At 71.1% G+C, this 25609-nt stretch carries 22 protein-coding genes and 1 pseudogene; 14 read left to right on the forward strand and 9 right to left on the reverse strand.

The window, feature by feature from the left end; translation table 11 throughout:
• Positions 1–168: 168 nt before the first annotated feature.
• The gene (locus Msi02_RS10840) at positions 169–732 is read left to right on the forward strand and encodes a DJ-1/PfpI family protein (protein ID WP_204048210.1); all 564 of its coding nucleotides are present in this window, start codon (positions 169–171) and stop codon (positions 730–732) included.
• A 101-nt stretch (positions 733–833) separates the two neighbouring features.
• Here Msi02_RS10840 and Msi02_RS10845 read toward each other — a convergent pair whose 3' ends face one another.
• A complete protein-coding gene (locus Msi02_RS10845) occupies positions 834–1766 on the reverse strand; it encodes a LysR family transcriptional regulator (protein WP_204048211.1) in 933 nt (310 codons plus the stop codon).
• Between the two features lie 131 nt (positions 1767–1897).
• On the opposite strand from Msi02_RS10845, the gene Msi02_RS10850 reads away from it, so the two are divergent.
• The 7 genes from Msi02_RS10850 to Msi02_RS10880 all read left to right on the forward strand — a co-directional run bounded on the left by Msi02_RS10850 (position 1898) and on the right by Msi02_RS10880 (position 12271).
• The gene (locus Msi02_RS10850) at positions 1898–2593 is read left to right on the forward strand and encodes a type 1 glutamine amidotransferase domain-containing protein (RefSeq protein ID WP_204048212.1); all 696 of its coding nucleotides are present in this window, start codon (positions 1898–1900) and stop codon (positions 2591–2593) included.
• A gap of 960 nt (positions 2594–3553) precedes the next feature.
• Positions 3554–6736, forward strand: coding sequence for a LamG-like jellyroll fold domain-containing protein (locus Msi02_RS10855; protein ID WP_204048213.1), 3183 nt, complete (start codon positions 3554–3556; stop codon positions 6734–6736).
• Between the two features lie 342 nt (positions 6737–7078).
• Positions 7079–7687 carry a hypothetical protein gene (locus Msi02_RS10860; RefSeq protein WP_204048214.1) on the forward strand — a complete coding sequence of 203 codons (609 nt, stop codon included), beginning with the start codon at positions 7079–7081 and terminating at the stop codon, positions 7685–7687.
• Between the two features lie 276 nt (positions 7688–7963).
• Positions 7964–8239, forward strand: coding sequence for a hypothetical protein (locus tag Msi02_RS10865; protein ID WP_079319166.1), 276 nt, complete (start codon positions 7964–7966; stop codon positions 8237–8239).
• 8 nt (positions 8240–8247) lie between these two features.
• Positions 8248–10065: a glutamine--fructose-6-phosphate transaminase (isomerizing) gene (gene glmS / locus Msi02_RS10870; protein WP_204048215.1), complete on the forward strand. Its 1818-nt coding sequence runs from the start codon at positions 8248–8250 to the stop codon at positions 10063–10065.
• Between the two features lie 166 nt (positions 10066–10231).
• Entirely contained in the window at positions 10232–11170 is a 939-nt protein-coding gene (locus tag Msi02_RS10875) for a tripartite tricarboxylate transporter substrate-binding protein (RefSeq protein WP_204048216.1), read from the forward strand.
• Positions 11171–11215: 45 nt separating this feature from the next.
• The gene (locus Msi02_RS10880; RefSeq protein ID WP_204048217.1) at positions 11216–12271 is read left to right on the forward strand and encodes a mechanosensitive ion channel family protein; all 1056 of its coding nucleotides are present in this window, start codon (positions 11216–11218) and stop codon (positions 12269–12271) included.
• Between the two features lie 10 nt (positions 12272–12281).
• Here Msi02_RS10880 and Msi02_RS10885 read toward each other — a convergent pair whose 3' ends face one another.
• Entirely contained in the window at positions 12282–13898 is a 1617-nt protein-coding gene (locus tag Msi02_RS10885) for a hypothetical protein (protein WP_204048218.1), read from the reverse strand.
• A gap of 73 nt (positions 13899–13971) precedes the next feature.
• On the opposite strand from Msi02_RS10885, the gene Msi02_RS10890 reads away from it, so the two are divergent.
• On the forward strand, positions 13972–15012 hold the full coding sequence (locus Msi02_RS10890; protein WP_204048219.1) for a P1 family peptidase: 1041 nt from the start codon (positions 13972–13974) through the stop codon (positions 15010–15012).
• A gap of 24 nt (positions 15013–15036) precedes the next feature.
• On the opposite strand, the gene Msi02_RS10895 is transcribed toward Msi02_RS10890, so the two are convergent.
• From Msi02_RS10895 to Msi02_RS44780, 3 genes and pseudogenes are all read right to left on the reverse strand, one after another.
• A complete protein-coding gene (locus Msi02_RS10895) occupies positions 15037–16278 on the reverse strand; it encodes a DUF5685 family protein (protein WP_204048220.1) in 1242 nt (413 codons plus the stop codon).
• Between the two features lie 150 nt (positions 16279–16428).
• Positions 16429–17619: an RNA-guided endonuclease InsQ/TnpB family protein gene (locus Msi02_RS10900; protein ID WP_204048221.1), complete on the reverse strand. Its 1191-nt coding sequence runs from the start codon at positions 17617–17619 to the stop codon at positions 16429–16431.
• A gap of 105 nt (positions 17620–17724) precedes the next feature.
• Positions 17725–17799, reverse strand: a pseudogene (locus Msi02_RS44780) (IS200/IS605 family transposase); the annotation flags it as partial.
• A gap of 181 nt (positions 17800–17980) precedes the next feature.
• Between Msi02_RS44780 and Msi02_RS10905 the strand changes: the two are divergent.
• Together Msi02_RS10905 and Msi02_RS10910 are read left to right on the forward strand one after the other, a co-directional pair.
• Entirely contained in the window at positions 17981–18745 is a 765-nt protein-coding gene (locus Msi02_RS10905) for an enoyl-CoA hydratase/isomerase family protein (protein ID WP_204048222.1), read from the forward strand.
• Between the two features lie 44 nt (positions 18746–18789).
• On the forward strand, positions 18790–19380 hold the full coding sequence (locus Msi02_RS10910) for an Rv1733c family protein (RefSeq protein WP_444543488.1): 591 nt from the start codon (positions 18790–18792) through the stop codon (positions 19378–19380).
• 28 nt (positions 19381–19408) lie between these two features.
• On the opposite strand, the gene glgC is transcribed toward Msi02_RS10910, so the two are convergent.
• Complete coding sequence (glgC, locus tag Msi02_RS10915) at positions 19409–20782, reverse strand: glucose-1-phosphate adenylyltransferase (RefSeq protein WP_275414116.1); 1374 nt, start codon at positions 20780–20782, stop codon at positions 19409–19411.
• On the opposite strand from glgC, the gene glgA reads away from it, so the two are divergent.
• Positions 20720–21904, forward strand: coding sequence for a glycogen synthase (glgA, locus tag Msi02_RS10920; RefSeq protein WP_204048224.1), 1185 nt, complete (start codon positions 20720–20722; stop codon positions 21902–21904). The genes glgC and glgA overlap by 63 nt on opposite strands.
• On the opposite strand, the gene Msi02_RS10925 is transcribed toward glgA, so the two are convergent.
• Positions 21888–22931, reverse strand: coding sequence for a zinc-dependent alcohol dehydrogenase family protein (locus Msi02_RS10925; RefSeq protein WP_204048225.1), 1044 nt, complete (start codon positions 22929–22931; stop codon positions 21888–21890). The two genes, glgA and Msi02_RS10925, sit on opposite strands and share 17 nt — an antisense overlap.
• A 58-nt stretch (positions 22932–22989) precedes the next feature.
• Here Msi02_RS10925 and pgeF point away from each other — a divergent pair, with 58 nt between their 5' ends.
• Positions 22990–23679: a peptidoglycan editing factor PgeF gene (gene pgeF / locus Msi02_RS10930; RefSeq protein ID WP_204048283.1), complete on the forward strand. Its 690-nt coding sequence runs from the start codon at positions 22990–22992 to the stop codon at positions 23677–23679.
• 49 nt (positions 23680–23728) lie between these two features.
• Here the strand turns inward: pgeF and Msi02_RS10935 are convergent, their stop codons facing one another.
• Positions 23729–24187, reverse strand: coding sequence for a MarR family winged helix-turn-helix transcriptional regulator (locus tag Msi02_RS10935; protein ID WP_204048226.1), 459 nt, complete (start codon positions 24185–24187; stop codon positions 23729–23731).
• A gap of 49 nt (positions 24188–24236) precedes the next feature.
• Here Msi02_RS10935 and Msi02_RS10940 point away from each other — a divergent pair, with 49 nt between their 5' ends.
• Positions 24237–24629, forward strand: a complete 393-nt coding sequence (locus tag Msi02_RS10940) for a VOC family protein (RefSeq protein ID WP_079319179.1) — start codon at positions 24237–24239, stop codon at positions 24627–24629.
• Here the strand turns inward: Msi02_RS10940 and Msi02_RS10945 are convergent.
• The gene (locus tag Msi02_RS10945) at positions 24623–25543 is read right to left on the reverse strand and encodes a TIGR03564 family F420-dependent LLM class oxidoreductase (RefSeq protein ID WP_204048227.1); all 921 of its coding nucleotides are present in this window, start codon (positions 25541–25543) and stop codon (positions 24623–24625) included. The two genes, Msi02_RS10940 and Msi02_RS10945, sit on opposite strands and share 7 nt — an antisense overlap.
• Positions 25544–25609 lie beyond the last annotated feature (66 nt).

Below are 25609 nucleotides of genomic sequence, written 5' to 3' on the forward strand. Positions count from 1 at the left end.
CCGGCGACGCGTGAACAACTCTAGCGGATCCCGGAGGGTGCCGGTGCCAACTGCCTTCGATCCCCAGGCGCCCACGCGGCAGGTGACCGAAGCGGGGCGAGACGTTGACCTGCGGGGGAGGCCGCGCGCAGGATGAGGCGGCAACGGTACGCAGGAGGGGGTTACGCGATGGCGAAGGTGCTCATCATCACCGGCGACGCGGCCGAGGACCTGGAGGTGATGTACCCGTACCAGCGGCTTCTCGAGGAGGGCTACGAGGCGCACATCGCGGCGCCGTCCGCCAAGAAGCTGCAGTTCGTGGTGCACGACTTCGTCGAGGGCTTCGACACCTACACCGAGAAGCCGGGCCACACCTGGGCGGCCGACGTCGCCTTCTCCGACGTGAACCCGGACGAGTACGCCGCGCTGGTGGTCCCCGGCGGTCGTGCCCCCGAGTACATCCGCGGCGACCGGGACGTCCAGGAGATCGTCCGCCACTTCGCGGACGCCGGCAAGCCGATCGCCGCGCTTTGCCACGGGCCGCTGGTGCTCGCCGCCGCCGGTGTGCTGAAGGGCCGCGAGAGCAGCGCGTACCCCGCCTGCGCGCACGACGTCGAGAGCGGCGGCGGCACGTGGGTCGACAGCGAGGCGCACGTCGACCAGAACCTCGTGACCGGGCGGGCCTGGCCCGACCACCCGGCGTGGATGCGCGAGTTCATGAAGGTGCTGCGCGCCGCCGCCCCGGCGGACTGATCGCCCGCGCCGCGCCTGCCGCCGGACCGCGCGGTGCTCGCCGTGTTCGCGGAGCCCGTGCGGGCCGTCGGCGCCGGGCCCGTCGCCGAACTCGGGCCTGGCTACCACTCGCGCGCCGAGGCGAGCAGCACCTTCCGGACGAGGGAGACATGGGGGCGCTCCGGCGCCCCCGCGCGGCGGGCGAGAAACGGGGTATTGATGGGCGGGTCGCCGGGGTCGAGGAGTGGCACGACCTCCCCCGTGCGCAGCTCCCGAAGGCACAGGTAGCGGGGGAGGACGCTGATCCCGGCACCGGCGGCGACCGCGGCCAGCACACCGCGAAGATCCGGCACGACCACGGCCGGTGACATCGGCGGGCGCGTGCGGAACACGTGCCGCCAATACCTGCGGACGATGGGCAGGTCCTCGGCGTAGGCGACCAGCGGGACATCGCGCAGGGGGCCGGGATCGTCGCAGCCGACGGGACCGATGCGCGCGGCCCAGCCCGGCGCGGCCACCAGTACGAACTCCTCGTCCATGAGCGGTTCGGCGACGACCGATCGCCCGCGCGGACGTACGGCGGAAAGGACCAGATCGAAGCGCCCGGCGCGCAGTCCGTCGAGCAGGTCGTCGGCGAGACCGGTGGTCACCCGCAGCCGTACGCCCCGATCCACCAGAGGCGCCAGGGCGGGCAGCACCCGCACGCACAACAGTTCGGCCGGACCGCCCAGATGCACCGGCTCGGATGAATCGCTTCCCGGCAGGCCCCGTTCCGCGACCGCGGCCAGAGCGTCGAGAGGCCCGGCGACCTGTGCCGCCAGTTCGTCGGCCACCGGGGTGGGCGCCACTCCTCGGGGCAGCCGTTCGAACAGCTGGCGCTCCAGTTGCTGTTCGAGGCTGCGTATCTGGCCGGTCACGGTCGGCTGGGACAACCCGAGGAACTGCGCCCCGCCGGTGAGGGAACCGGCCCGGTAGACGGCGAGGAACGTCCGCAGCAGCGTGAGGTCCAGCGGGCCGCGATCGGGGACCGGCCCATCGGATTCCTGATGGGTCATAGCGGCAAACCTATTGGTCCGCCGATGGCATGGCGAACTACCGTCTGATCGTCGCCGCCGGCGAGCCGCCAACGGCCGCCGGCTCATCGCGCCTCGCGTACGCGCCGAGGCCCGTCGAGAGAGTTACCGCAATGGCACAGATCCTTTTCGTCATGACCGGCGCCGACCGCCTGAGACTGGCCGACGGCACCTCGCACCCCACCGGCTACTGGGCCGAGGAGTTCCTCGCGCCGTACCGCGCGTTCACGGAGGCGGGGTACGAGGTCGTCGTCGCGACCCCGGGCGGCGTCGTGCCGTCGGTTGACCCGGCCAGCTTGGCGCCGGAGTTCAACGGGGGACAGGAGGGCGCGGACGCCGTTGCCGCGGCGCTGGAGACCGCCGTGGAGCTACGCCGCCCGATCGCGCTGGAGAAGGCCGACCCGGGCGAGTACGCGGCCGTGTTCTACCCGGGCGGGCACGGGCCGATGGAGGACCTCGCGTCCGACGCCGACTCGGCCCGGTTGCTCACCGCGGCGATCGGGTCCGGCACGCCACTCGGCCTCGTCTGCCATGGTGTGGCCGCCCTGGTCGGCACCGCGGACGGTGACGGGACCTCGCCCTTCGCCGGCTACCGCGTCACCGGCTTCACCCGAGTGGAGGAGGAGCAGGCCGGCCTCGCCGACCGGATGGAGTGGGTGCTGGAGGACCGGCTGGTGGCGCTGCGCCTGCGTTTCTCCGCCGGCGAGCCGTGGGCGCCGCACGTCGTCGTCGACCGCACCCTGCACACCGGGCAGAACCCCGCTTCGTCCGCCCCGCTGGCCGCCGCGCTGCTGAAGACGCTGAACTGACCCCGGGCCCTGGTCCGTCGTGGCACTGCCTGCCGCCGACGGTCGCGCCACTGCCTGGCGCGGGACAATCCGACGACTCTGATCGCATCCAGGAACACGGGCCGTTTCCGAGCGGCGGGAGGAACCCCTCCCGCCGCCTCTGTTCGTGCCGGGCCTGCCGTTCCGCGTACGAAGCGCTCTTCTCCGTGCTCGCCCCGTTACGGCGTACGCATGTGGGAAATCCAAATTTCCCAAATTCGCCGACATTTGCCGCCATGCGAGGGTCTGTCTAGTCTGTTTTCCAAATCTGCTACTCGCCAGGTGTTGTGCGTGTCAGTGCATTGCTGATACAAGATCACGTGACATCCCACATGTTTGCGAACGGGGTATTTGTGAGAAAGTCACGTAGGGTTCTCCTCGAATTACCGAGGGTTTCCGCGCGATGGCCGGGGAGGAGCAAAGCGCTGGTAGCCGCCCTGGCCGTGGCGGCGCTCACGGCGGGGGGCCTACCAGCGGCTGCGGAGGACAGCGAGCCCGGTTCCACTGCGGCTCCACAACCGGCGGCTCCACTGTTGACGCAATTTCCGAAACCCAAGGATCCGGACGCCCCTTTACAAGAGGCGATCGCGGAGGCGAAAAACAAGGAAAGCCGGTGCCGGTGCCGTCGAAGGACACCGAGACGAGCTGGACCTGGGCATATCCTGATTCTCATCTCACCACGGAGACCTGGGCGGGACCCGCTCGCGTCAAGCAGCCGGATGGAACGTTCCGCTGGATCGACACGACGCTTGAGGAGCGCGACGGCGCACTCCGGCCCAAAGTGGCGAAGGCGGATGTCCGGATAGGCGACGGCGGTGACACCCACCTGGCGTCGCTGGAACGCGCCGACAGGGGCAGTCGTTCGCGATCGACTGGCCGACCGTGCTCCCCAAACCCCGTGTCGAGGGCAACAGGGCGATCTACGACATCTCCACGTCCGGCATGAAGGCCGACCTGGTCGTAACAGCCCTGGCCACAGGCTTCCGGCACGACGTGGTGTTGCGCGAGAGGCCCACCGGCCCCGTCGAGTTCCGGCTTCCGGTACGGACCGAGGGGCTCAAACTGGGCAGGACCGAGGCGGGCGGGCTGAAGCTCACTGACGCCAAGGGCAAGGTCGTCGCTTCCGCGGCCGAGCCGTTCATGACAGAGGCGCCGAGCACGGACGCGAAGTCCGCACTGAACACGCGCGGCCGGATCGACGCCGCGCTGGTCGGCAAGAACGGCGCCCAGACCCTCGTGATCAAACCGGATGCCGGGTTCCTCGCGGACAAGGACACCACCTACCCCGTCACCGTGGACCCCACGGTCTCCCTCACGCTGGCGAGGGACGTCTCGGTGCAGTCCTCCAGTTCGAGTGCTGGGGACGCGACCGGATCGACTCTCTACGTCGGCAGCGGCACCTACTTGCAGGCGGAGCGCCGTTGCAGCGGCAGCGTGTGCACCACCACCAACAAGATCTACCCGGACTTCTTCCGGACCTATATCGACTTCGGCAGCGACACCGGCGCCCTGGCCGGCAAGTACGTCGACTCCGCCACCCTGCAACTGGTCGGCTCCTACACCGGCCCGTGTGTGGGCCGTACCATCACCGCGTCGCCGATCACGTCCTCCTGGCTGTCGGTGTCGTACCTCCGGCGCCCGTCCACCTCGGCCACGGGTACGGTCACGGTCACGCCGAGCTGCGGGTCGAACGCCGTGACCAGCTTCAACGTCACTCAGATGGTTAAGGACTGGGTGACCGGGAGCGGGTTCTACGGCGTGGAGCTGAAGTCGGCGGAGGACTCCCGCAGCAGCTGGCCCGACGACCCGAATCCGATCACGGCCCAGTACTGGTCGTTCAACTCCACGGAGGCGGGTCAGAACCCGCCGAAGCTGAGCGTCAACTACCTGCTGCCGCCGGAGATCCCCACGGTGACAGGGGAGTCGATCGACTCGATCGCCGGCAACGACGCCATCTCGCGCACCAGCGACGTAAAGGTCAACTACGCGTCGGCCTCGGTCGACGGTAAGAACATCGACTACCTCGTGTCGATCTCCGACCCGACCACGCCCATCCCGGTGCCCACGACGAGCCCGTCACCCGATCCCAGCCCCAGCCCGACCCCTACTCCCTCGCCGTCCCCGTCGAGCACGCCGTTCCCCGGCCTGGTCGCGGCGTACGGGATGAACGAGGGCACCGGGACAGCGGTGGGCGACCAGTCGGGCACCGGCAACGCCGGCACGACGAGCGGCACGACCTGGGCGGCTGGCAAGTTCGGCCAGGCGCTGTCGTTCAACGGCAGTTCCAGCATGGTCACCGTGCCGGACTCCCCCTCCTTGCGCCTGACGAACAAGATGACGATCGAGGCGTGGGTCAAGCCCTCCATCGCCACGAGCTGGCGCTCGGTGCTCATGAAGGAGACGTCCAGCAGTACGTCTTACGGCATCTACTCCAACACCACCGTCGGCCGCACTTTCGTCGGACCGACGAGCTACCTGCAGATCGGCGGCAGCGTCACCAGCGTCAGCGGCCCGAGCGCCCTGCCGACCGGGACCTGGAGCCATATCGCCAGCACGTACGACGGCAGCGTCATCAAGACCTACCTGAACGGCAGCGTGGTCGCACAGAGCAACGTCAGCGGCACCCTCGCCACGAGCACGGGGCCCCTGCACATGGGCGGGAACGGCATCTGGGGTGAGTACTACGGCGGTCTCATCGACGAGGTGAGGATCTACAACGGCGTCCTCACGCAGGGGCAGATCCAGTCCGACATGAACACCGCCGTCGGCAACACAACGACGGTGGACAATCCGCCGTCCGCTCCGGGGACGCTGAATGCGGTCGCCGGGCCCGACACCGTCGACCTGTCCTGGGGCGCGGCCACCGACGACCATGGCACGGTCACCTACCAGGTGCACCGCTCGACGACCGCCGGCTTCACCCCGACGGCGGCTACCCGCGTCGCCACGGTGAACGGCCTGACCTACAGCGACAGCGGCATGGTCCAGGGCCAGTACTACTACCGGATCGTGGCGGTGGACAACGCCGGACAGGCTGGTGCTCCCTCGAACGAGGCGGCGGCCAGGACGTCGGCGCAGCTCTTCCCGCCGGTCACCGGGTCCCCCTCAGGGCAGGTGGTGAGCAACGAGTTCAAGCTGGGCAGCCCCGACAGCTTCAAGTTCAAGGTCAAAGCCTGTCTCAGCGGCATTACCCCCCGGCCTCGGGGCGAGGCGCTGCTCCGCGCCTCGCCCCGAGCCGTCGAGGAAATTTGGTGCCCGAGCATCATGAGGAGTGTCGGTATGCGGATGCGTTCACTCGGCGCGCTCGTCGTCGCCCTGCTGTCCATCAGTGCCTGTGGTGATTCGGAGGCAGCGAGCGCTCCGCGTCCGTCGGCACCGTTTCCCGATCATGCGGAGCTGGTCGTGAAACTCGCCGCTGTGACGACGAACCCGGGACGACGGCTGGATTTGCGCAACTGGTACAGGGAGCCGCAGGGAAGTGGCTACCGGATAGGGGCGACGGGTGAGTTGTGGTCGGGCTTCCGGGGGCCGGTACGTATTTCCCCCAGCTCTTACGCTGTCACCTTGGACGCGGCAGGGAAAGTGGTCCAGGTGCCTGAGCCGTCGCCGGATCCGATTTCCCGTGTGCTCCTCGGGCTGGGAACGGGAGCCGGCTTCGGTACGGCGGCGAAGGGTGACGGCAGCGCCTGGGTACTGAAGAGACTCCCGTCGGGCCTGACCGTGGAAGCGATAATCGAGTTCAAGAAGCCGGTGACGGAGAAGGCCCTGGGCGTGGAGAACGGCCCTCCTGAGCGTGTACTCCTGTCGAGGTCCCGCAAAGCCGGCTCGCCGCTCTACTGGGATGGCGACGAAGGGTGCGCGCCAGGCTCTCGGTGCGTGGAGTGGTCGTCCGTGAACCAATTCAGAAGTTGGGTCGCGCGGCTCGCCGGTACCGACGAATCCAATCTGCGGAAGTTCGGACTGGCACTGGGAGAGCTGAGAAAGGCGGCTTCGGACGGGCTGATCTATGGAGTCATCACGGAATCGTCGCCGAGGCGCCTGCGTGAGATGAGCCGCGACAAGAACGTGCTGGGAGTGTGGATCACGGATATGTGGCCCTGTCCGAAGAAGGAGTCCTGCCCCTAGTAGAACGTCGTCGGCTCGTCGTGGCGGTCGTTGGTGCCAAACGTCGGCCTGGGATGGTTTCGTAGCCTTGAGGCTGATTCAACGCCTGGTCCGCGCGCTGAGCTACCGAAGCGGATGCGGGTGATCGGGTCGATCGGCCTGGCGATATGCCTGGTGCTGGTCGGGGTTGCTGCCTGGTTCGTTTCGACAACCGCTCGTCGTGCACACCGGATGCTGGCGGTTCTCGGGAATGCGGTGCAGGTCGCCCACCCGGAGTATTTGTGCGATTAGAACCTCCAGACGGAGTTTTCTCTCTCACTCTCCCCTTGTCCTTCGAGCGGCAGTCCTCCGGCAGCTCCGGCGGTGGGCGGGAGGTGGTGGAGAACGCGCTGGGCGACCTCACCACCGTCCCCTCGTTCCCCCATCACAGACCTGACCGGGTATCTGCGGGCGTTCGCCGGTGGCCGGGGTCATGAGCCGGCTGCGAAGAAGGCGGCGGAGCGGCAGATCAGGGGGCTGGGGCAGTCGGAGTGGGCGACGGCCCTGGTGGAACTGGCGAGCCCTCTCGCCGAGCGGGACCTGGTCGAAGAGATGAAACCGTATGGGTTCGGCCCTCAGGACAGGGACAAGTATTTCTTCCTGTCGCCGACGGTTCCGGCCGCGGCGAAGCCGGTCTTCTGGTCCGCCCTCGACGGGTGTGCCGATCGTGGGTTGGCCGGGTGCGACGATCCCGCCGCGACGAAGCAGTTCCAGCAGTCGGCCGGCCTGCTGACCGAGGACGATCGCCGTAACCTGCGCAGAGTCGGTCTTGATCTGGACGTTCTTCGCGCCGCCGCCTCGGAGGGCCGGGTCTACGGCTTCATCGTCAACTGGATGACGAAGGACGACCTCTTGGGCCTGTTCGGCAAGCCGGACGTGCGCGTCGTCCACGTCGTCGAGATGGTGCCGCGAACCGACCGCGTCCCGAGCTGAACCAGTGCCCCGGCCCGGCTGGTTGAAGGGCGCGTCGTCCGGCCCTCTGGTGGAGCCTTTTGCCGGCGACGTATCCCAACCTCAGCGGGTGGCCCACGGGTCTGTTGCCCCTCGCCGACGACCCCAGCGTCATGTCGCTTCGTGTGGCCGACATCGCCGTGGACGTCTGAGAAGGCCACAGGGACGCCGCTGCAGGACGATCTCTGGACTGATCCTGCCCGAAAACGGGCAGGAAACTTGTTAGTCGGCATCGGTGCTGCGTTAGGGTCCTGCTCTGTGTCCACGGCACGGCATCCCTTCGAGGATCTGATCGGCCACCTCACCCGGACCACCTCACTGGGGCCGGGTGAGGCGGCCCGCGTGGTGGCCGACGTCCTGACGTACTTCGGCGAGCCCGCGGAAGAGTACGTGCGGCGCCGCCACGGCGAACTCAAGTCGAGGGGGCTCACCAACGACCAGATCTTTCCCAGAATCTCCGCCGAGCTCGCGGGAAGACGTGTCGCGGCACCGGAGCTGACCCTGCGCCAGCTCCGGCGGATCGTTTACGGATAGGAGCGGTTATGTGCGGAATCGTCGCTTATGTCGGGCCGAAGGATGCGGCGCCCATCCTGCTCGAAGGTCTCCAGCGGCTGGAGTACCGGGGCTACGACTCGGCCGGCCTCGCCGTCGTGAACGCCAAGAGCCTCAAGACGCGCAAGGTCAAGGGCCGGGTCGCCGACCTGGCGGCGGCGGTACCCGCGAAGTTCAAGGGCACGAGCGGCATCGGCCACACCCGGTGGGCCACCCACGGCGCGCCCAGTGACGTGAACGCGCACCCGCACCTCGACCAGGAGCAGCGGATCGCCGTTGTGCACAACGGCATCATCGAGAACGCCGACGAGCTGCGCCGCCGCCTGGAGGGCGAGGGCGTGAAGTTCGAGAGCGAGACCGACAGCGAGGTGCTCTCGCAGCTCATCGGGCGCATGGTCAAGGAGACCGACTCGCTGCGGGAGGCCGTCCTGCGGGCGCTCAAGGGCGTGGTCGGCACGTACGGCATCGCCGTCATCGACGCGCAGCGCCCCGGCGAGATCGTGGTGGCCCGCAACGGCAGCCCGATCGTGCTCGGCCTCGGCGAGAAGGAGATGTTCGCCGCCTCCGACGTCGCCGCGCTCATCCGCTACACCCGGCAGGTCGTCCACCTGGAGGACGGCGAGCTCGCGGTCATCAAGGCCGACGGGTTCAACACGTTCACCAGCGACGCCAGGGAGACGGCCAAGGAGCCCTTCACGGTCGACTGGGACGCCGGTCACTACGACAACGGCGGCTACGAGCACTACCTGCTCAAGGAGATCTCCGAGCAGCCCGACACCGTCGCCCGCACGCTGCGCGGCCGCATCGATGACCGGTTCCACATCGCCCATCTCGGCGGCCTCAACATGGACGCCCGCGAGACCCGTTCGTTCCGCCGCGTGAAGATCATCGGCTGTGGGTCCGCGTACTACTCCGGCCAGATGGGCGCGCAGCTCATCGAGGAGCTGGCCCGCATCCCCGCCGACGCCGAGCCCGCGTCGGAGTTCCGCTACCGCAGCCCCGTCGTCGAGCCCGACACGCTGTACGTCGCGATCAGCCAGTCGGGTGAGACCTACGACACGCTCGCCGCCGTGCAGGAGCTCAAGCGCAAGGGCGGCCGCGTGCTCGGCATTGTCAACACGGTCGGCAGCGCCATCGCCCGGGAGACCGACGGCGGCATCTACCTGCACGCGGGTCCCGAGGTCTCGGTTGCCTCCACCAAGGCGTTCACCTCCACGGCCGTGGCGTTCGCGCTGCTCGCCCTGCACCTCGGCCGCGTACGCGACCTGTCGCCGGCCGACGGCCGACGGATCTGCGAGGGCCTGCGCCGGCTGCCCGAGCAGATCAAGGAGATCCTCACGCTGGAGGACCGGATCAAGGAGCTGGCCAAGAAGTACGCCGACTCGCCGGGCATGATGTTCGTCGGCCGGGTGCGCGGCTACCCGGTGGCCCGCGAGGGCGCCCAGAAGCTCAAGGAGATCTCCTACGTCCACGCCGAGGCGTACCCGGCGAGCGAGCTCAAGCACGGCCCGCTCGCGCTGATCAGCCCCGAGCTGCCGACGGTCGCGATCGTCCCCGACGACGAGCTGCTGGACAAGAACCTCACCACGCTGGGCGAGATCCGGGCCCGGCACGGGCGCATCCTCATGGTCGGCCACCGCACCTCCGAGGCGGCCGACGACTGCATCGTGGTGCCCAAGAACGAGGTCGAGCTCGACCCCATCCTGCTCACGATCCCGCTGCAGCTGTTCGCCTACCACGCCGCCGTCGCCCTGGAGCGCGACGTCGACCGCCCGCGCAACCTCGCCAAGAGCGTGACGGTCGAGTAGGACCCGTTCGTCCCGTACGGCCCGTGCCCAGCCGGCGCGGGCCGTACGGGCATGTCCGGGCGACCCTCATCAATCACCGCAGCCGTAACGTCCGTTATGTGGTGACATGGTGTAGTTACTCATAGTCTGTGCGTGTAAGGGACTCTTCGGGTAGGAGGGTGCCGACATGCGACGCCGTACGGTCCTCGCACTGGGAGTCCTGGCCCTCGCGGGCGCGTGCGGCGTCCAGGAGCCGCCGCGCCGCAGGGAGCTCTCCCTGGCCGTCCCGGGCCCGCCCGGAGGATGCGGGGACGGCGTCGCCGCCGGGATCAAGGCGCTCGTCGAGGGGCGCGGCTGGGCCCGCGCCGTACGGATCAGGCGGGAGGCCGGCGACGGCGGGACGGCTCTCGCCCGGCCGGGCGGGCCGCGGACCGACCTGGTGATCGCCGATCCCGCGCTGCTCGCCGCCTGCGCGCGGGGCCGCGACCCGCTCCTGGTGACCAGGGCGGTCCCGCTCGCGCGGCTGGCGGGGGAGTGGGAGGTGCTGGTCGCCTCGCCCGACTCGGGTTATCGCACGTTCGAGCAGTTCGCCGCCGCGCTGCTGCGCGACCCCCGGGGGCCCAGGGTCGCGGGGGGCGCCGACCGCGGCCCGGAGCACCTGCTGCTCGGCATGACCGCGCAGGGCCTGGGAGCCGACCCCCGGCTGCTCGACTACGTCGCGTTCGACAGCAGGGCGCAGGCCGTCGCGGCGGTCCTCGACGGGCGGCTCGCGCTCGGATTCGGCAGCAGGCGCGAGGTCGCCCCCCACGTGCGCGCCGGGCGCCTGCGGCCGCTCGCCGTCTCCTCCGCCGAGCGGCTGCCCGGGGTGGACGCGCCGACGTTGTCGGAGTCGGGCGTGCGGATCGTGTACGCCGACTGGACGGGGCTGATCGCCCCGCACGGCACGCCCGAGCTTGACGCCCTGCTCGACCTGTGCCGGGCCGTCGCCGACACTCCGGGGTGGCGGAGCCTGTGCGACCGCAACGACTGGACGCCGATGTGGCTCGACGGCGACGACTTCCGCCAATGGCTCGCCGGCGAGGCGCGTCGTACGGCCCTGCTCCTCACCGATCTCGGACTCCGTTGAACTCATCCGGTTTTCGGCGTACCCGTAAAGGGCAAAGGGAACGCCATGACGACGACAGGGGGCGCCGTCACAACGGCAGCGTGGAACTGGGTGACCTTGGCGATCGCCGTGGCCGCCGCGATCGTCGCGGTGGAGCTGGTCCGGCGGGTGCTGAAATCGCGCCTGATAGGGGAGCGGTGGGCGCTCGCCGGGCCGTTCGTGCGCCGGTGCACCTGGCCGGGCTTCGCCTCGGCCGTGGTGGGCACCGTCAAGGCGGCCTACGACCCCGACATGCCCGGGTCGGACTCCCACGGCTTCCAGCGGGTGCTCGCGCTGCTGCTGATCGCCTGCGTGACCTGGCTGATGATCCAGGCGGCGTACGCGGTGACCGACGTCGTCCTCGACCGGCTCACCCGGGTCGAGGGCGAGCGCAACCGCAGGGCCCGGCGCATCCGCACCCAGATCGCACTGGTGCGCCGGGTGTCGGCGGCGGTCGTCGTGGTGCTCGCGCTGGGGGCGATGCTGTTCACCTTCCCGCAGGTGCGGGCGCTGGGCGCGGGGCTGCTCGCCTCCGCGGGCATCGCCGGCGTGGTGGGCGGCATCGCGGCCCAGTCCACGCTCGGCAACATGCTGGCCGGGCTGCAGCTCGCCTTCAGCGACGCGCTGCGGCTCGACGACGTGGTCGTGGTGGAGAACGAGTGGGGCCGCATCGAGGAGCTGACCCTCACGTACGTGGCGCTGCGCCTGTGGGACGAGCGGCGGCTCATCCTGCCGGTGTCCTACTTCACCACCAACCCGTTCGAGAACTGGACGCGTCACGAGAGCCGCATCCTCGGCAGCGTGTACCTCCGGGTGGACTGGACGATCCCGGTCGACGAGGTGCGCACCGAGCTCTACCGGGCGCTGCGCGAGAACCCGCTGTGGGATCAGAAAGACTGGACGCTGCAGGTCACCGACATCACCCCGGAGGGGCTGGTCGAGCTGCGCGCCCTGATGAGCGCGGCCGACTCGGCGAGCGCCTTCGACCTGCGCTGCGACATCCGCGAGCACCTGGTCGGGTTCATCCGCGAGAAGTACCCCGAGAGCCTCCCACGTCTGCGCGTCGAGGCTTCCGCACGCTGAGCGACGGGCGTCAGGGGGCGTTGGACGGCCGCAGGAGCCTGCTCGCGCCCGCGATGAGCGCGGTGGCGAGGATCCAGCCCGCGGCGACCAGGCCGTTCGCCAGCCACTGGGTCCATCCGGCCGGCTCCCAGGCGCCCCGCTGCTCGAACACGCTCACCGGCACGAGCAGGTCGAGGGTGTAGACGAAGGCGTTGAAGTGGCGCGACTCGTCCAGCCCGATCTGGTGCGGCGGCCACTGGGTGAAGACCGCCGTGCCCGTCGCGAGGAGCAGCGCGGCCCACAGGCCGGCGAGCCAGGGCCGGTAGCCGTACCCGACGAGCCCGTCGAGCAGCCGGCCCCACAGCCGCCCGGGCAGCCGCAGCGTCCGCCGCCGCGCCCGCTGCCTGGCCAGCAGCACCCGGCGCGCGTCCGGCTCGTGCCCGATGCGCCGGCAGTAGGCGGCCAGCTGCTCGTACGGCTGGGGCCGGTAGCCCCCGGGGTCGCGCCGCAGCCAGGAGAGGCGGTCGGCCAGGGTCGCGGGCCCGCGCAGCGACTCGTACGTCAGCCCGTTGAGCCGCACCTCGCCCGGATAGCTCTCCGGACGGTCGAACAGCACGCCGAAGCGGGAGTAGCCGAGGTTGACCTCGCCCTCGATCGACTCGGGCAGCAGGATGAGCTCGTCCGCCTGCATGTGGCTCAGATGCAGCACCCGGCCCGGCGCCCGCAGTACCGCGCCGTGGAACGACAGGACCCCGTCGATGCGCGCGCCGCGCAGCCGTACGGTCCCGTCGGCGGTGAAACCCGCGCCGAGTTCGGCCGTGGCGGCCTGAAGGTGGTCGGCGTGCACGGCGGGGGTGCCGTCCGCCGTGACGACGGCGCCCTGGAGGTAGAGCCCGCTGGAGAAGCGGGCGCCGATCAGCCGCAGGCCGCCAGTGGTCCGCATGTCGCGTAAGAAGGCGCTGCCGTCCACGACGAGCCCGCCGGCCCACAGCGCGACCGACTCCCAGGTCCGCGGCTCCTCCGATCCCTCGGGTCCGTTCCACGGGGTCTGCTCCATGGGCGGCTCCAGGGACGACGCCCCGGGCGGCATGCCCCGGTTCTGCGCCTCGCCGGGGGTGCCCACCCGCGTGCCGGAGAGCCGGAGCTGCCCGGTCACGTGGGCGTTGTCCAGGCGCACCTCCGCGTGGACGACCGATCCGTCGAGGTCGAGGAGTCCGTCGACCGTGGCCCGGCTGGCCCGGAAGCGGAAGATGTCGCAGCGCCGCAGCCGTACGCCCCTGGTCCTGGCGTCGTTGAGCGAGACCGTTCCGGCGATGTGGCAGTCGAGCAGGTGGACCTTCGCCTCGATCGTGGCGTCGGACAGGTTGAGGTCGCCGACGATCCGGGCTCCGGCGAGCCGGACGCCCGGCACCCGGGCCGATCCGCCGGTGCCCCGGTCGAGCACCAGCGCGGAGATCACCTCCGCCCGGACCACCCGCGAGCGGCCCCACACGCCGATCGAGTCCCCGCTTGAGCCCCACCCGCCGCCGGAGGAGGAGCCCGTCTCCCGGCCATGTCGCAGGTCGACCCAGGCGCCGGTGGGGTAGGCGTCCCAGAGCCGTCGCTCGGCGGGGGTGAGCCTGCGGAAAGGGGGCCGCGATCTTCGCATGGGCCGACGATATCGCCGATCTTCCCAGGGCCCGCGCACCGCCGGAGAGCGTGACACCGACAAGATGAACGCCATGGACAACCATCTGAACGGGCGCGTACGGGCGCGCTCGCTGGGCGTCGTCGTCGGCGCGTTGCCGACCGGGCCGCTGAACGCGATCACCGATGTCGACGGGGTCCTGGTGGGTCACACCACGATCGACGACGGCGCCGATCTCCACACCGGGGTCACCGCCGTCGTTCCCCGTCAGCTGATCGCCGGGCGGCGGGGGCTGCCCGCGGCCGTCCACGCCGGCAACGGGTACGGCAAGCTGGTCGGCTCGACCCAGGTCGACGAACTCGGCGTGCTGGAGTCGCCCGTCGTCCTGACCGCCACGTTGTCGGTGTTCCGGGCGGCCGACGCGCTGCTCACCTACCTGATGGACCGCCGCCCGGACGGGATCTCCTTCAATCCCCTGGTGGGCGAGACCAACGACGGCTTCCTCTCCGACATCCGGCGCCGCCCCGTCACCGAACGGCACGTCCTCGACGCGCTGGAGGGAGCGTCCGGGGGGCTGCCCGCCGAGGGATGCGTGGGGGCGGGGACCGGGACGACGGCCCTGGGATACAAGGCCGGCATCGGCACCTCCTCCCGGCGGCAGGCGGTGGACGGTGCTCCGGTCACGGTCGGAGCGCTCGTCCAGGCCAACTTCGGCGGCGTGCTGACCGTCCGCGGTGTCCCGATGCCTGTCGGCGAACTCATCCCGGGAGCCGGTCGTCACGAGCAGCCCGCCGGCTCCTGCATGATCGTGGTGGCCACCGACGCGCCGGTCGACGCACGTCAACTCGGCCGCCTCGCCCGCCGCGCGATCTTCGCGATGGGCCGTGTGGGTGCGTCGTACTCCCACGGCAGCGGCGACTACGCGATCGCCTTCACCACGGCGCCGCCGGGGGTCCCGCTCCTGCCCGACGAGGCGCTGAACCCCGTCTTCGCCGCGGTCATGGACTCGGTCGAGGAGGCGCTGCTCAACTCCCTGTTCACCGCGACGACCACCACCGGCTTCCGCGGTCGCACGAGCCACGCCGTCCCCTACGACCGGCTCCCGGCACCGGACGGCCGGACCGCGCTTCCGTGAGCGCCGGGTGCCAGGTGCCAGGCGTCAGGAGCCGCAGTCGCAGCAGCAGCCGTCCCCGCAGGAGCAGCCGTCGCCGGAGCAGCAGTCGGAGCACGACGAGCAGCAGTCGCAACAGTCGCAGCAGCCCGAGCAGTCACAGTCGTCGCAGAAGCAGCGCTCGGTCCACGGCGAGTTCCGGTGCTCGCTCCACGGCGGGCGGTAGAGCCCGCAGGTCAGGAAGACCGCCACCCCGGCCGCCGCGGCCAGCCCGAGCCCCGGAGGCCCGGCCGGCGGCTCCCCGAGGGGTCCCGGCGGGCCCTCGGGTGGCGCCGGCGAGGTCCCCTCGGCTCGCCCACGGTCGCCTTGCACACGGTCGGCTTGCAGACGGTGCGTCGCACAGGCGGCGCCGTGGGCGCGCGGCCCGAACGCCCGGTCGACGGCGCGGCGGGTCTCGCCGCACAGCAGCGTCTCGACCAGGTGCCGCTCCTCCAGGTCGAGATCGCGTACGGCCAGGCGCAGCCCGTGCAGCGCCTCCTCGCACACCCGCCGGGCCTCGGCGGGGGAGGTGCCGGTCGCGTCCAGCGGGTTGTACGCCCCGCGGGCCCGGTCCTCGGCGAGGTCCTCGACCGCGTCGATCAGGTGCGCGATCCGGCCGAAGAAGCGGCCGGCCTCGCGCAGGCTCTCGGCGTTGCCCGGCCGGCCCGCGAGCACGGCGGTGTGCGCGAAGGCTGCGGCCACGGCGGTCTCGGTGGGCTCGGTGATCTCGAGCAGCCCACGCCCCGGGGATGTCTCCAGCAGCGCCTGGCGGGCGGAGACCTCGGTCAGGACGGCCGTGTCGAAGCCGATCGACTCCGCGCCGCGCCGGGCGGCCGAGGCCCAGGCGGCGGCCGTGGCGCGCATCGGGACGCCGGCCACGCGCCGGGCCGCGATCCCGTCGCCGTCGGACGCGTGGTCGCGGATCTTGCCCGAGGCGAGGGCCAGCGAGACCACGGCGGCCAGGCGGGCGCCCCGATCGTCCGACCGAACCACCTCCGCCGACCGGAAGCCGCGCAGCGCGCAGGGCCCGGCGGTCCGCCGGTTCGGCCCGGCGGCCCCCGCTCCTGAACGGGCTCCCGACTGGGCCTCGGTCAGGACGGACAGGATGAGGCCGTCGTAGTTGGTCGCCATGCGGGCCAGGTGCCCGTGCCGGTCCCGCAACGTCAGGCAGAGCCCGCACAGGTGCGCGCGCCAGGCCTCGTGGACGGACGGGCAGGAGTGGCGGGCACACGGCCGGAGGATCCCGAACACCCAGAGACTCCTTGGGGGGTCATGCGTACGGGATCGTCCCGTTGCGCGGCGATTATGCCATCGCGGCCGGGACCCCTGCCGGAGCAACCGGGGGGAAGCCTGGACAATCGAGGGGTGACTCCTCCGCTCCCTGAAGGGAGCGGCTTCTCGCTAGGCCGCTTCCGCAGCGTCGCGAAGGGCAAGCCCTGCCCTGAGGATGTTGATCGCCGCGTTCACGTCGGCGTGCGCGGTGTGCCCGCACGCCGTACAGGCGAACTCGGCTTGGGTGACGCGGTTCTCCCTTGCCACATGCCCGCACCGCGAGCAGGTGCGGGAGGTGTTGCGGGGATCAACTGCGATCAGCTCTCGACCGGCACTTTCAGCCTTGTATGCGAGCACATGCAGGAACACCCCCCAACCCGCGTCCAGGATGCTCCGGTTCAGCCCCGACTTGGCCGCGACGTTCCGCCCGGGTCGTTCGATCGTGCCGGACGCGGACCGGGTCATGTTCGCGATCCGCAGGTCCTCGTGCACGATCACGTCATAGCCGCGGACCAGGGTCAGCGCGGCCTTGTGCGCGCCGTCCAGGCGTTGGCGACGGACCTTCGCGTGCAGCGCCGCCACCCGCGCCACCGCCTTACCGCGCCGCTTGGACCCCCGCTTCTTGCGGGCCAGAGCCTGCTGGGCCGCCGCCAGACGGCCGGCGGAGGAGGCCAGGTGGCGCGGGTTGGCCAGGGGGTCACCGTCGCTGGTGGTGACCAGCGATGCCACGCCCATGTCCAGGCCCACGGCCGCGCCCGTCGCGGGCAAGGTCTCGGCGGGGACGTCGTCGCACGACAGGATCACATACCAACGGGTGCCTTCCCGCTTGATACTGATCGTCTTCACCCGGCCCCGCACCGGGCGGTGCTGATGCACCCGAACGTGCCCGATGCCCTGAAGGCGGACGAACGTCGCCGTGGGGTGCTCGGGTTGGGAGTCCCACCGGCAGCCGTCCCCGTCCTTGGGCCACTCCACCGTGTCGAACCAGCCGCGCCCCTTGAATCTGGGGAACCCGGGTGTGCGCCCCTCACGGACGCGGGCGAAGAACGCACGGAACGCCTTGTCCAACCGGCGGAGCGTGGCCTGCTGGGAGGAGAACGACCACCGGCCCTGACCGGCGGGGTCATCGGCGCGGATGTCCTTCAAGTCTGCGGACTGGTCACCGTAGCGAACGGTTACACCCGCCTTGCGGTAGCCCGTGCGCCGGTGCTCAAGGGCGGCGTTGTAGAGCTGCCGGTGATCCTCAAGGCAGGCGGCGAGCGAGGCGGCCTGCTTGATGGTGGGGCGCAGCAGGAACTTGACCGACCGGCGCACGCCCACCCCCGTTCATTCCTACGTTCAGTAATCAGATCACCACGCTACTGGAAGGCGCCGACAAAACCGGGAGGGAGGAAGCGCGGAATCAGCGGTCAGCCGAAGCAGGCCGCGGATGAGCTCCTCAAGGCGGGCCTTCATCCGGCCACTCAGAACGGGACGGCGGTACTTCGGACATCACACCACGTGGTACCCGAGGTCATACGCCGCACCGGGGAGGTGCGCACCTGAGGAGTCACACGATCATTACAGCACCGTCCGTCTAATCGCACTGGTGAAAGGCATCCGCGATGAGCCCAGACAGAAAACCAGCCAGGGGCGGCCTTCCCCCGTCGCCTGAAGGCCACGGTCCCCTGCAGAGGTTCTGATGGAAGTTACCGACGGGTTCGAGCTGGCCCTCGACGAGCACGTCGCCACCCTCACCCTCAACCGCCCCGCCACGCGCAACGCCGTGACCGCCGCCATGTGGCGGGCGCTGCCGGGCATCCTCGCGGACCTCGCCGCCGATCCGAAGGTACGTGTCCTCGTCTTTACCGGAGCCGGGGGAACTTTCTGCTCCGGTGCTGATATTTCGGAAATTCATGAGCTTGGCGATAACGACGATGACACCGGTCTTACCGTTGTCGCGGAGCACGCACTCGTGACCTTTCCCAAACCCGTGATCGCGATGATCGAGGGATACTGCGTCGGCGGCGGATGCCAGCTCGCGCTCGCCTGCGATCTGCGCGTCGCGGCGGCCGGGGCCCGCTTCGGCGTCACCCCGGCCAAGCTCGGGATCGTCTACCCGCTCAGCTCCACACGGCGGCTGGCGGAGATCGCCGGGCCCGCCACCGCGAAGCTCCTGCTCTTCTCCGCCGAGCTCATCAGCGCAGATCACGCATTGCGTACCGGTCTCGTCGACGAGGTCTGCCCGCCGGAGGAGTTGCGCGAGCGCGTGTACGGCCTGGCGGCCACGATGGCCGGCAGGTCCCGGCTGACGCTGGCGGCGGCCAAGCAGATCATCGACGGCCGGGCCGGGGAGGCCGAGGTGCGCGCCTGGCAGCGGGAGGCCAGGGAGAGCGGCGAAATGGCCGAAGGTGTCCGGGCATATCGGGAGGGGCGTTCCCCTGGATTCTCTTGGGATGCAAAATAGGCATAAACGGGACTCGCAGTGGTAATGACCCTGTGAGGTGTGAGATGTCGCAGAATCCATTCGCCAGGTTCGCTCGCTGGCTGGGACTTGATAGGAATCCGCTTCGGCGCCGGTGCGACCGGGTCGAAGCGGTGGTACGGCTTGCCGCGGTGCTGGGGGTCATGGCCGCGATCGTGTTCGGTGTGATGCTCGGCATCCGCGAGTACGGCAACGGCCTGAGGACCGAGGCTCAGCAGGCGCGCACCCGGCATCAGGTCGTCGCCACACTGGCGGGCGACGTGACGACGCCCCGGCTGTCGGTGGCCGGAGCGGCGGTCGGGCATGCCCAGGCCACCTGGATGGCCCCCGACGGCACGGCGAGGACCGGTGTCATCGAGGTCTCGCCCAGCAGACATGCGGGCGAGACGGTGCGCATCTGGACCGACGACAAAGGCGTGATCACGCCCCGGCCGCAGGACCGGGAGACCACGGTGGTCGCCGCGCTGACCGTCGGCACGGGCGTCCCGCTGGCCGCCGCCGCGATGCTCGCGCTGCTGGTGACAGGCACCCGCCTGGTCAACCAGCGCAGGGCCCGCCGGGTGTGGGAGGCCCAGTGGACCGTGGTCGAGCCCATGTGGCGGATCAACGGCCGCTGACCCGCTCGCCGCGCACGGACGGGCGGGCTCAGCGGTCGACGATCTCGTTCTTCCCGATCACGACCACACCGCTGCGGGTCACCGCGAAACGCTGGCGGTCGTACTCCGGGTCGAAGCCGATCCGGGCGCCGTCGGGGATGACCACGTTCTTGTCGATGATGGCCCTGCGGACGATCGCGCCCCTGCCGATCTTGACCGAGCCCATCAGCACCGAGTCCTCGACGTGCGAGTGGGAGTGCAGCACCACGCCGGGGGACAGGATCGAGCGCAGCGCGGTGCCACCCGACACGATGACCCCGGGCGACACGAGCGACTCCAGCGCGTGCCCCACCCGGTCGCCCTCGTTGTGCACGAACTTGGCCGGCGGCAGCGGATCGTTGCCGGTGTAGATCGGCCAGCGGTCGTTGTAGAGATTGAAGACCGGCTGCACGGAGATGAGGTCCATGTTGGCCTCGTAGTAGGCGTCGAGCGTCCCCACGTCGCGCCAGTAGCCGCGGTCGCGCTCGGTGGAGCCGGGCACCACGTTGTTCGCGAAGTCGTACACCTCGGCGCCGCCGCTCTTGACGAACATCGGGATGATGTTGCCGCCGAGGTCGTGCTTGCTGCTGGGGTCGAGGGCGTCCTCGCGCAGGGCCTCGATGAGGGCCTGGGTCTTGAAGACGTAGTTGCCCATCGAGGCGAAGATCTGGTCGGGCGCGTCGGGCAGGCCCACCGCGTCCTTCGGCTTCTCGCGGAACGCCACGATCCGGCGGCCCGAGGGGTCCGCCTCGATGACCCCGAACTGGTCGGCCAGTTCGAGGGGCTGGCGGATCGCGGCGACGGTCACGTCCGCGCCCGAGTCGATGTGCTGGTCGACCATCTGGCGGGGATCCATCCGGTAGATGTGGTCCGCGCCGAAGACGATCACGTGATCGGGCATCTCGTCGTAGATCAGGTTGAGGTTCTGGAACAGCGCGTCGGCCGATCCGGCGAACCAGCGCGGCCCGAGCCGCTGCTGCGCGGGCACCGGGGTCACGTAGTTGCCGAGCATCGACGACAGCCGCCACGTCCGGGAGATGTGCCGGTCCAGGCTGTGGTTCTTGTACTGCGTCAGCACCACGATCTGCCAGTAGTGCGCGTTCGCCAGGTTGGACAGTACGAAGTCGATGAGCCGGTAGATGCCGCCGAAGGGCACGGCGGGCTTCGCCCGGTCCGCGGTCAGCGGCATCAGCCGCTTGCCCTCTCCACCCGCGAGCACGATCGCCAGGACCTTCATAGGCAGGACCTTAACCCGCGAAATGGCTAACAAACACCAGGGACACCGGCAAACAGCGCGGATCAGGACTCTAAGCTCACTCGTATGCGTGTCGATCTGCTGAGCCGTGAGTATCCGCCCGAGGTGTACGGCGGGGCCGGAGTCCATGTCGAGTACCTCGCGCGGGAGCTTCGCGGGCTGGCCGACGTGCGGGTTCGCTGCTTCGGCGCCCCGCGCGAGGAGCCCGGCGTGCGGGCCTACCCGGTCCCCGGGGGGCTGTCCGGCGCGAACGCCGCCCTGCAGGTGCTCGGCGTCGACGTCGAGATGGCGGCCGGCTGCGAGGGCGCGGACGTCGTGCACAGCCACACCTGGTACGCCAACTTCGCCGGCCACGTCGCGAAGATGCTGTACGGCGTGCCCCACGTGATGACCACGCACAGCCTGGAGCCGCTGCGCCCGTGGAAGGCCGAGCAGCTCGGCGGCGGCTACACGCTCTCGTCGTGGGCGGAGCGGACCGCGCTCCACGCGGCCGACGCGATCGTCGCGGTGTCGGAGGGCATGCGGCGCGACGTGCTCACGGCCTACCCGGAGGTCCCCGCCGAGCGCGTACAGGTGATCCACAACGGCATCGACACCGAGGAGTACGCACCCTCCCGGGGGACCGAGGCCCTGGTCAAGCACGGCATCGACCCGGCCGTGCCGTACGTCGTCTTCGTGGGGCGGATCACCCGGCAGAAGGGCCTGGTGCACCTGCTCCACGCGGCCCGGTCGTTCGACCCGGCGGCACAGCTCGTGCTGTGCGCGGGCGCGCCCGACACGCCGGAGATCGCCGAGGAGGTCACGGCGCTCGTGCGCGAGCTGTCGGCCTCCCGCAAGGGCGTGGTGTGGATCTCCGAGATGCTGCCCAGGCCCGAGGTGATCCAGATCCTCACGCACGCCACCGTGTTCGTGTGCCCCTCGGTCTACGAGCCGATGGGCATCGTGAACCTGGAGGCGATGGCGTGCGAGACCGCCGTCGTGGCGACCGCGACCGGAGGCATCCCCGAGGTCGTCGCCGACGGCGAGACGGGCCTGCTCGTCCCGATCGACCAGGGCCGGGACGGCGAGCCGCACGACCCGGAGGCGTTCGCCGCGGCGCTGGCCGAGCGGGTGAACGCGGTGCTCGGCGACCCGCGCCTCGCCGCCGCGATGGGCGAGGCCGGGCGCGTGCGCGCGATCGACCACTTCTCCTGGCGGCGGATCGCCGAGCGCACCCACGAGCTCTACGCGTCGCTCACCGGCCAGGGATGATCATGGTGACGCCCGGATGCGCGCCCGGCCGGGTCAGCGCGTCCGGCGCGTCGTCCAGGCCGATGGTGCGGGTGACCAGCAGGCCGGGGCGGAGCACGCCCGCCGCGATCAGCTCCAGCATCGGGGGATAGGCGTGGGCGGCCATCCCGTGGCTGCCCACGATCTCCAGCTCGTGCGCGATCACCCGGCCCATCGGCAGGGCCGTCTCCCCGGGAAGCAGGCCCACCTGCACGTGGCGGCCCCGCCTGCGCAGGCCGCCGATCGACGCGGCGCAGGTGGAGGCGTCGCCCAGCGCGTCGATGGAGACGTCGGTGCCGCCGCCCCCGGTCGCCGCCCTGACCCGCGCGGCCGACTCCTCGGGAGAGTCGCCCTCGCCGAGCAGGACGCACTCGGCCGCGCCGAACCGCCGGGCCAGGTCGAGCGCGGCGGGGGACACGTCCACCGCGACGACCCTGGCCCCCACGGCGGCGCCGATCATCACGGCCGACAGCCCGACCCCGCCGCAGCCGTGCACGGCGAGCCACTGGCCCGCCCGGACCCGCCCCTGCTCGACGACGGCGCGGAAGGCGGTGGCGAAGCGGCAGCCGAGGCTCGCCGCCGTCGCGAACGCCATGCCGTCCGGCAGCCGCACGAGGTTCACGTCGGCGTGGTCGATCGCCACCAGTTCGGCGAACGACCCCCAGTGGGTGAAGCCGGGCTGGGTCTGGCGCTCGCACACCTGCTGGTCGCCGGCCGCGCACTCGCGGCAGCTCCCGCAGGCGCAGATGAACGGCACCATCACCCGGTCGCCCGGCCGCCAGCGGCTCACCCCCGGGCCGGCCGAGTCCACCACGCCCGCCAGCTCGTGCCCCGGCACGTGGGGCAGCGCCGTGATGTCCGCGTCGTGGCCCATCCACCCGTGCCAGTCGCTGCGGCACATCCCGGTCGCCTCGACCCTGATCACGACGCCGTCCGGCGGCGCCACCGGGTCCGCCACCTCGCGCACCTCGGCCCGCCCGCCGAACTCCTCGTACACCACCGCGCGCATGTCACGCTCCTTTCCCAGGCCGTACGCTAATCGGGTGATTGCGATCGACCGGGTACGGATGGCCTTCACCGACCGGCACGGCGGCGTGAGCGCCGGGCCGTACGGCACGCGCAACCTCGGTGGGGCGGTAGGGGACGACCCGGCGGCGGTCGCCGAGAACCGGGCGAAGACGGCCGCGGAGTTCGGGCTCGACCGGGTGGTCTTCATGCGCCAGGTCCACGGGACCGACGTCGCCTACGCGGAGGAGCCCTTCGGGGACGACCCGCCCGCGCTGGACGGGGTGTTCACCGACCGTCCCGGGCTCGGCCTGGCGGTCCTGGTCGCCGACTGCTCGCCCGTGCTGGTGGCCGATCCTGTGGCCGGGCTGGTCGGCGGCGCCCACTCGGGGCGGCCGGGTACGGAGGCGGGCGTGGTCCCCGCCCTCGTCGAGGCGATGGCGGCGCGGGGCGCACGGCCGGAGCGGATGGTGGCCGTGATCGGGCCGTCGGCCTGCGGGCTGTGCTACGAGGTGCCGGAAGACCTGCGCGAGCGCGTCGCCGCCCGCGTGCCCGAGACCTGGTCGCGGACCCGGCGGGGCACGCCCGCGCTCGACATCCGGGCCGGGATCGCGGCCCAGCTCACCCGGGCCGGCGTGGCCGACGTGCGGCACGACGAGCGCTGCACGATCGAGACGGCCGATCTCTACTCCTACCGTCGTGAGCAGCGCACCGGGCGCTTCGCCGGTTACGTCTGGCTCGCCGGCGGCTGAGACCGCTCCGCCGCCCGCGGCAGCTCCATGGTGGGCGGCCGGAGGCGTCTCAGGCCCGTGCCCGCGGCTCCAGCCCGGCGTACGCCTTGCGGAGCAGCGCGTGCAGGGTCGCCCGCTCGTCCTCGTCCAGCGCGGCCAGCAGGTCGTCGCGCACCTCGCCGGCCTCGCGCAGGGCCGCCTCCAGCGTGGCCCGGCCCGCGGGGCTGACGGCGACCCGGTATCGCCGCCGGTCCTCGGGGTCGCGCTCGCGCTCCACGAGGCCGAGCGGCACGAGCGTGTCCATCACCTCCACGAGGTCGCTGGGGTCGATGCCCAGCCGGGCGCCGAGCTCGCGCTGGGACGCCGGGCCGAAGTCGCGCAGCGCGGCCAGCACGGCCATGTCCCACAGGCCGATGCCGTGCCCGCGCAGCCGGTCGCCCATGCGGCGCCGCCCGGCGATGCCCACCTTCGACAGCAGGAACGCGGTGATCCCGAGCAGGGACGGGGGGAGTTGCGGCACGTCGCTCACGGGAGCAGGATAGGGCACACCCAATAGTTGGTTCTTACCAAGGATTTCCATGGACGCTCTGTATCCCCGCGTGCTCGCCTCCCGGTTCGCCGAGTGCTTCCGCTTCTACGACGGCCTGCTCACCGCGGTGGCGGGCGCGCACCTCGTGAAGGGCGCGGAGACGGGGCCGTACGCCAACTGGGACCGGGACACGGAGGCGGTGCTGGCCCTGCTCGACCGCGAGATGCTGGCGAAGGTCACCGGCGTGGACCTCGGCGGCGGAGGCGACGGGACGATGCTGGTCCTGACCGTGGACGACGTGGACCGGGCCGCGGCCGTGGCTGCCGCTCACGGAGGCCGGGTCGTGGCGCCGCCGAGCGCCCGGCCCGAATGGGGACCGACCTGCCGCACCGCCCACCTGCGCGACCCCGACGGCAACCTGCTGGAGCTCCAGTCTTACTGATCGCCGCCGCGCCGCCCGCGCAGCGCGGCCAGGAGGCCGAGGGTCCGCGCCCGCTCGCGCGCGTCACCGAAGGGGCTCACCACGAGTTCGGTCGCGCCCGCCTCGGCATAGGCCCGCACGGCGCGCTCGACCGCCGACTCGTCCCCGGCCACGACCGTCTCCTCCACCCCCGACCTGCCCTGGCGGTCCAGGATCGCCCGGTAGCTGGGCAGGTCGCCGACGGGTCCGAGGGACTCCGCGACCTGCCGCCGTACGCCCTCGGGGTCGGCGGTCACGCTCACGATCACACCGGCGACGACGCGTGGCCGCGGCCGTCCGGCGGCCGCGGCGGCGCGGGTGACCGCCGGCGTCACGTGGTCGGCGATCGTCTCCGGGCCGGTCCAGACGGTCACCGCGCCGTCGGCGAGTTCGCCGGCCATCCGCAGCATGACCGGCCCGAGGGCGGCCAGCAGGACCGGCGGCGGCTCGGCGCCCGGCACCTCGACCCGCCCCGCCGCGGTCAGCGTCTCCCCGCGGTAGTCGACCTGCTCGCCCCGCAGCAGCGGCACGAGCGCGGACAGATATTCGCGGACGTGCCGGGCCGGCCGGTCGTACGACAGGCCGAAGTGCGTCTCGATGAGCGGCCCGTGGCTCGGCCCGATGCCGAGCGTGAAGCGGTTGCCGCTGGCCGCCTGGGTGGTGAGCGCCTGTCCGGCGAGCGCCAGCGGATGTCTCGGGTAGGTCTGGGTCACCGCCGTGCCGACGGCGATCCCGGGCACCTCGCGGGCGGCGAGCGCCGCGAGCTGGACGGCGTCCCATGACAGAACCTGGTTGAAGTAGGCGCTGTCGAGGCCGGCCTCGGCCGCCTCGCGCACCTGCCCGATCAGCTCGTCCAGGCCCAGGCCGTTCCCTCCGGCGAGCACTCCGAGTTTCATCGCGCCTCCAATATGAATCGGAAATTCCGCTTCCGGTTGTGCACCCTACAATAAGCTGAATCTCGG

Origin of the sequence: Microbispora siamensis, from assembly GCF_016863095.1 — a bacterium.
In the GTDB taxonomy this organism is placed as follows: Bacteria; Actinomycetota; Actinomycetes; order Streptosporangiales; family Streptosporangiaceae; genus Microbispora; species Microbispora siamensis.

Coding starts and splice junctions, on each gene's coding strand:
- glgC (WP_275414116.1), bottom strand. CDS start 20,782: ATGGACTCCGGCCCCGCCGTACACCTCGGGCGGATACTCACGGCTCAG.
- Msi02_RS10940 (WP_079319179.1), top strand. CDS start 24,237: ATGGACGCTCTGTATCCCCGCGTGCTCGCCTCCCGGTTCGCCGAGTGC.
- Msi02_RS10875 (WP_204048216.1), top strand. CDS start 10,232: ATGCGACGCCGTACGGTCCTCGCACTGGGAGTCCTGGCCCTCGCGGGC.
- Msi02_RS10905 (WP_204048222.1), top strand. CDS start 17,981: ATGGAAGTTACCGACGGGTTCGAGCTGGCCCTCGACGAGCACGTCGCC.
- Msi02_RS10840 (WP_204048210.1), top strand. CDS start 169: ATGGCGAAGGTGCTCATCATCACCGGCGACGCGGCCGAGGACCTGGAG.
- Msi02_RS10855 (WP_204048213.1), top strand. CDS start 3,554: ATGAAGGCCGACCTGGTCGTAACAGCCCTGGCCACAGGCTTCCGGCAC.
- Msi02_RS10845 (WP_204048211.1), bottom strand. CDS start 1,766: ATGACCCATCAGGAATCCGATGGGCCGGTCCCCGATCGCGGCCCGCTG.
- Msi02_RS10945 (WP_204048227.1), bottom strand. CDS start 25,543: ATGAAACTCGGAGTGCTCGCCGGAGGGAACGGCCTGGGCCTGGACGAG.
- glmS (WP_204048215.1), top strand. CDS start 8,248: ATGTGCGGAATCGTCGCTTATGTCGGGCCGAAGGATGCGGCGCCCATC.
- Msi02_RS10880 (WP_204048217.1), top strand. CDS start 11,216: ATGACGACGACAGGGGGCGCCGTCACAACGGCAGCGTGGAACTGGGTG.
- Msi02_RS10890 (WP_204048219.1), top strand. CDS start 13,972: ATGGACAACCATCTGAACGGGCGCGTACGGGCGCGCTCGCTGGGCGTC.
- Msi02_RS10850 (WP_204048212.1), top strand. CDS start 1,898: ATGGCACAGATCCTTTTCGTCATGACCGGCGCCGACCGCCTGAGACTG.
- pgeF (WP_204048283.1), top strand. CDS start 22,990: ATGGCCTTCACCGACCGGCACGGCGGCGTGAGCGCCGGGCCGTACGGC.
- glgA (WP_204048224.1), top strand. CDS start 20,720: ATGCGTGTCGATCTGCTGAGCCGTGAGTATCCGCCCGAGGTGTACGGC.
- Msi02_RS10910 (WP_444543488.1), top strand. CDS start 18,790: ATGTCGCAGAATCCATTCGCCAGGTTCGCTCGCTGGCTGGGACTTGAT.
- Msi02_RS10925 (WP_204048225.1), bottom strand. CDS start 22,931: ATGCGCGCGGTGGTGTACGAGGAGTTCGGCGGGCGGGCCGAGGTGCGC.
- Msi02_RS10885 (WP_204048218.1), bottom strand. CDS start 13,898: ATGCGAAGATCGCGGCCCCCTTTCCGCAGGCTCACCCCCGCCGAGCGA.